This is a genomic window from Pseudoalteromonas sp. ESRF-bin5 (genome assembly GCF_002632075.1).
Classification (GTDB): Bacteria; Pseudomonadota; Gammaproteobacteria; order Enterobacterales; family Alteromonadaceae; genus Pseudoalteromonas; species Pseudoalteromonas marina.
The window spans coordinates 1-4,827 of the sequence record NZ_NTLW01000246.1 but is presented as its reverse complement, the minus strand read 5'-3'; the positions used below and the strand labels follow the sequence as shown (position 1 = coordinate 4,827).

General features: G+C 39.2%; 7 protein-coding genes. 4 read left to right on the top strand and 3 right to left on the bottom strand.

The genetic code is table 11. The features are described from left to right. Positions 1–132 (top strand): carbon storage regulator CsrA (gene csrA, locus BCG07_RS15270; protein WP_286890948.1); only part of this gene is annotated, 132 nt, incomplete at its 5' end. Between the two features lie 51 nt (positions 133–183). On the opposite strand, the gene BCG07_RS15265 is transcribed toward csrA, so the two are convergent. The 3 genes from BCG07_RS15265 to BCG07_RS15255 form a co-directional block, all read right to left on the bottom strand. Further along, complete coding sequence (locus BCG07_RS15265; RefSeq protein ID WP_006794347.1) at positions 184–651, bottom strand: YcxB family protein; 468 nt, start codon at positions 649–651, stop codon at positions 184–186. A gap of 130 nt (positions 652–781) precedes the next feature. Then, the gene (locus BCG07_RS15260) at positions 782–973 is read right to left on the bottom strand and encodes a hypothetical protein (RefSeq protein WP_006794346.1); all 192 of its coding nucleotides are present in this window, start codon (positions 971–973) and stop codon (positions 782–784) included. 51 nt (positions 974–1,024) lie between these two features. Further along, complete coding sequence (locus BCG07_RS15255) at positions 1,025–1,198, bottom strand: DUF1328 family protein (RefSeq protein WP_006794345.1); 174 nt, start codon at positions 1,196–1,198, stop codon at positions 1,025–1,027. A 522-nt stretch (positions 1,199–1,720) separates the two neighbouring features. Here BCG07_RS15255 and BCG07_RS15250 point away from each other — a divergent pair. From BCG07_RS15250 to BCG07_RS15240, 3 genes are all read left to right on the top strand, one after another. Then, positions 1,721–1,966 (top strand): OadG family protein, encoded by a 246-nt coding sequence (locus BCG07_RS15250; RefSeq protein WP_058404828.1) that lies wholly within the window; start codon positions 1,721–1,723, stop codon positions 1,964–1,966. A gap of 11 nt (positions 1,967–1,977) precedes the next feature. After that, positions 1,978–3,759, top strand: coding sequence for a sodium-extruding oxaloacetate decarboxylase subunit alpha (oadA, locus tag BCG07_RS15245; RefSeq protein ID WP_006794343.1), 1,782 nt, complete (start codon positions 1,978–1,980; stop codon positions 3,757–3,759). Between the two features lie 13 nt (positions 3,760–3,772). Then, the coding region (locus BCG07_RS15240) for a sodium ion-translocating decarboxylase subunit beta (protein WP_286890943.1) at positions 3,773–4,827 on the top strand (1,055 nt) is incomplete at its 3' end.

The window sequence follows — 4,827 nt, the reverse complement described above, 5'->3', positions numbered from 1 at the left end:
ACCGTTTTAGGAGTTAAAGGAAATCAAGTTCGAATTGGTGTAAATGCACCAAAAGACGTTTCAGTGCATCGTGAAGAGATTTACATGCGTATACAAGCTGAAAAGTCTAACCCTAATCCGGGCAATGCTTAATCAACACGTATACTTAACTAAATAATTTATTTAGCTAAGCCAAAAAGCCACTCATTGAGTGGCTTTTTTGTTTATAAAGTCGAGCATTTCATCTGTGAGTATTTGCTTAGAGATATATTGCATGTTGTTTTTATTTTTTATCAATAAGCCCTGTGGTGTTTCGATTACGTCAGTGATGTCTTGCCAAGCGAGCTGATAGCTTTTGTAATGGTTTGCCGATTTAATGCCTTCATCATCAAAAGTGAGCGTAACCTCTGAGCCTGATGCTCTGCTAAACATTTGTCTGGTTACCCACCATGGCCTGCGATAATAAAAAGCAACGCATTCGAGTACAGCAACCATGATCAAAAATGTTCCTAAATAATGATCAGCTAAACCGTAAATGCTAAATAAACCAAGCGAAACTAATAGTACCAGTAAAAAATACTTAGGCTGAGCGCGTTTACTGTAAGGAAGTGACTCGTCAAAGCATTCATAAAAGTAGGGTTTATCAAGTGTGTAGGTTGTTGAAAATGACATAGTGCCTTGCTTTAAAAATCGTTTTATATATTTTAGCAAGTTCGCTTATAAATGAGCAGCTTTATAATGCGTGCATTTATTTCGGGCACAAAAAAACGGCCAGGTGGCCGTTTTTTTAATATACTAACTATTAACAGTTAGTTTCTTCAGCGTTTACGCCTTCTTTTACTTCTTCACACGTATCTTCAACAGAGTTTTGTACATCTGTTACTACTTCATCAATACGTTCACCGGCTTCTTCTGCGTTGTTATCTTGGCAACCCATGATGAAAAAACTTGCGAAAAGACCAATTAGTGCTGCTTTTAAAGTTGTAGAGTTCATAGTGTAATTCCTTGTAAATAAATAAAATTGTAGTGTTAGTTGAGTATATGCCTACCTGGGCGATTTACCACGCAGCGCACCTGAAACTAACGAAATAACTAAAAGTACTATAAAAATAAAGAATATAATTTTTGCTATACCAGCTGCGGCACCCGCGATGCCACCAAAACCTAACACTGCAGCGATTAAAGCAATAACTAAAAATGTGATTGTCCAGCGTAACATTGTTTTCTCCTTGGTTATCAAATTTGTACACAATAGTTAATGCTAGTTGCGTGCCATGATATATTTTTGTTTAATATCAGTTGTTTATGTTTTTTTCTGTGTTTTTGAGTTTGCTTGATTGGTAACTTTTACGTTGGGTTGTGTAACTTATTCACACACAAGTGCAGGTTGCAATTAAAGGGTGCTTAAAAAAGCCCTTCTTGGTAAGACCAATTAACAAGTTTGTTTTTTTCTACATATTATGAGTGATTTTAGGTTCAGTAAAGTACGGGGAATTAGGCTTTGTTAGAAATTCAGCCATAGCTTAAAAATATAGTGAGTATTTTTTTTGTGTATTATGGGGTGTTGATGAGTAAGGGTTTTTACTGTGGTTAATAAATTTGGTTATATGTTATTTTTATTTTAATTGGTTTTACCAATTTACAATGGCTAGACAAAGATATTTGTTTTGTTATTATCTAGTGAATAAATATTTAACTAAATCGACTTTTTATTTTCGATATGGGTTTCAAGGGGAGAAAAATGGATATAGGTGCTGTACTTACAACCGCTGGTAGCTTAATGCTAACAGGTATGGTTGGAGTGTTTGTCTTTCTTTCGATATTAATTGGCGCAGTTACAATAATGTCTAACTTAGTGGCGCGTTTTAGCCCTGCTGAAGTTGCGACTCCAGTTAAGTCACCATCGTTTAAATCTCAAGGTGTGCCAAATGAGCACATCGCTGCTATTAGTGCTGCCATTGCTCAGTACAAATCAAATAACAAATAAGGGGCACACACATGGCTAAATTAAAATTAACAGAATTGGTTCTTCGTGATGCGCATCAGTCATTACTTGCCACGCGTATGCGCTTAGATGACATGCTACCGATTGCAAGTAAATTAGATGATGCAGGTTACTGGTCAATTGAATCGTGGGGCGGTGCGACCTTTGATTCTTGTATTCGTTATTTAGGTGAAGATCCGTGGGAGCGTATTCGTGCGCTTAAAAAAGCGATGCCAAATACTAAGCAGCAAATGCTATTACGCGGTCAAAACTTATTAGGTTACCGCCATTATGCTGACGATGTTGTTGAAAAGTTTGTTGAGCGCGCACACAAAAACGGTGTTGATGTTTTTCGTATTTTTGATGCAATGAATGATGTGCGTAACTTAGAAACTGCGATTAAAGCGGCTGTAAAAGTAGGTGCTCATGCTCAAGGTACTATTTCGTACACGGTAAGCCCTGTTCATACACTTGATATGTGGCTAACTTTAGCTAAGCAACTAGAAGAGCTTGGCTGTCATTCAATTTGTATTAAAGATATGGCGGGTTTATTAAAACCGTACGATGCAGAAGAGCTTATAAAAGCGCTTAAAGAAACGGTGTCTATTCCAATCGCTATGCAGTGCCATGCTACAACAGGTTTAAGCACCGCTACATATCAAAAAGCTATTGATGCCGGTATTGATATGCTTGATACCGCTATTTCTTCTATGAGTATGACTTACGGTCACTCAGCAACAGAAACAATTGTAGCGATTGTTGAAGGTACCGCACGCGATACCGAACTCGATTTAAACCAACTTGAAGAAATTGCTGCTTACTTTAGAGATGTACGTAAAAAATACGCTGCATTCGAAGGTAGCCTTAAAGGGGTTGATGGACGAATCTTATTGGCTCAAGTACCAGGTGGCATGTTAACTAACATGGAAAACCAGCTTAAAGAGCAAGGTGCAGCCGATAAGCTTAACGAAGTGTTACTTGAAATACCGCGTGTACGCGAAGATTTAGGCTTTATTCCACTTGTTACGCCAACGTCGCAAATTGTAGGTACGCAGGCAGTACTTAACGTATTAACCGGTGAGCGTTACAAAACAATCACAAAAGAAACCGCAGGTGTATTAAAAGGTGAGTACGGTTTAACTCCAGCTCCAATGAATAAAGAGCTACAAGAGCGAGTACTTGATGGTAGCGACGTTATTACGTGTCGCCCAGCTGACAATATTGCGCCTGAACTTGAAACGCTTGAAGCAGAGCTATTAAAAGAAGCGCAAGAACAAGGTTTAACACTCGCTGATGATAAAATTGACGACGTACTTACTTATGCACTGTTCCCGCAAGTTGGTTTGAAGTTTATCAAAAACCGTAACAACCCAGATGCGTTTGAACCAGTCCCTAGCGTAGAAGATAATTCAAGTAAGTCACCAGCTAAGGTGTCAGCCAAAGGTAACAGTGTTAAGGCTGAGCAATATAGCGTTAAGGTAGACGGTAAGGTTTACGACGTTGTCGTAGCGCAAGGCGGTGAACTTAAAGAGGTAACGTTAAAAGATTCTGAGCACTTACCTCAGTCTGCTTCAGTGGCTTCGGGTGAAACGTTAAATGCACCTTTAGCAGGTAATATTTTTAAAATAAAAGTAAAAGCCGGCCAAGTTGTAAACGAAGGTGATGTTGTTGTGATTATGGAAGCCATGAAAATGGAGACTGAAGTTCGCGCAATGCATACTGGTACCATTGCTGAAGTGCTTGTGTCTGAGGGTGACTCAGTGACCACGGGCGACGCAATTATTGCGCTGGCTTAAGGAGTAAATGTAAATGGAAGGTCTTTTAAACCTTTGGCAGGCTACTGGTCTTGCTAACTTTACGTTTCCTGGTTTGGTGATGATTGCAGTAGGCTGTTTGTTATTGTTTTTAGCGATATCTAAAAACTTTGAGCCACTGCTTTTATTACCAATTGGCTTTGGCGCGATATTAACTAATATTCCGGTTGCTGGACTATCAGATCCTGGTGGGCTTTTGTACTCAGTTTACTATGTGGGTATAGATACCGGTATTTTTCCACTATTAATATTTATGGGGGTTGGTGCACTAACTGACTTTAGTGCGTTAATAGCAAACCCTCGTATGTTATTACTGGGAGCTGCGGCTCAGTTTGGTATTTTTGCGACCTTATTTGGCGCAATTCTACTTAACTTTATTCCGGGTTTTGAGTTTACCCTTCAAGATGCATCGGCTATTGCTATTATTGGTGGCGCTGACGGCCCAACGGCAATATTTTTAGCCTCAAAATTAGCGCCTGATTTATTAGGTGCCATTGCGGTAGCTGCTTATTCATACATGGCGCTAGTTCCAATTATTCAGCCTCCTATTATGCGTGCACTCACAACACCAGAAGAGCGCCAAATTAAAATGCCTGAGCTACGTAAAGTATCTAAAAAGGAAAAAATTATTTTTCCACTTATGGTACTTACTGCAACAGCCATGTTTTTACCAGCGGCAATACCGCTAGTAGGTATGTTCTGTTTGGGTAACTTAATGCGTGAATCGGGTGTTGTTGACCGCTTAAGCAACAGTGCGCAAAACGAAATTATCAATATAACAACTATATTTTTAGGATTAGCGGTTGGCTCTAAGCTCGCTGCAGATGACTTTTTGACAGTAGAGACTATTGGTATTTTAGTGCTGGGTGCGCTTGCTTTTGGTATTGGTACAGCATCAGGTGTGTTTATGGCTAAAGGCTTAAATAAAATATCAAAAACCCCTATCAACCCGTTAATTGGTGCCGCTGGTGTGTCAGCCGTTCCTATGGCTGCGCGTGTAGTTAATAAAGTAGGGCTTGAAAATAACCCACATAACTTTTTACTTATGCA

Bases quoted from the DNA above. Each gene is read 5' to 3' on its own strand.
- BCG07_RS15260 (WP_006794346.1), bottom strand. From the start codon at position 973: ATGAACTCTACAACTTTAAAAGCAGCACTAATTGGTCTTTTCGCAAGT.
- oadA (WP_006794343.1), top strand. From the start codon at position 1,978: ATGGCTAAATTAAAATTAACAGAATTGGTTCTTCGTGATGCGCATCAG.
- BCG07_RS15250 (WP_058404828.1), top strand. From the start codon at position 1,721: ATGGATATAGGTGCTGTACTTACAACCGCTGGTAGCTTAATGCTAACA.
- BCG07_RS15255 (WP_006794345.1), bottom strand. From the start codon at position 1,198: ATGTTACGCTGGACAATCACATTTTTAGTTATTGCTTTAATCGCTGCA.
- BCG07_RS15265 (WP_006794347.1), bottom strand. From the start codon at position 651: ATGTCATTTTCAACAACCTACACACTTGATAAACCCTACTTTTATGAA.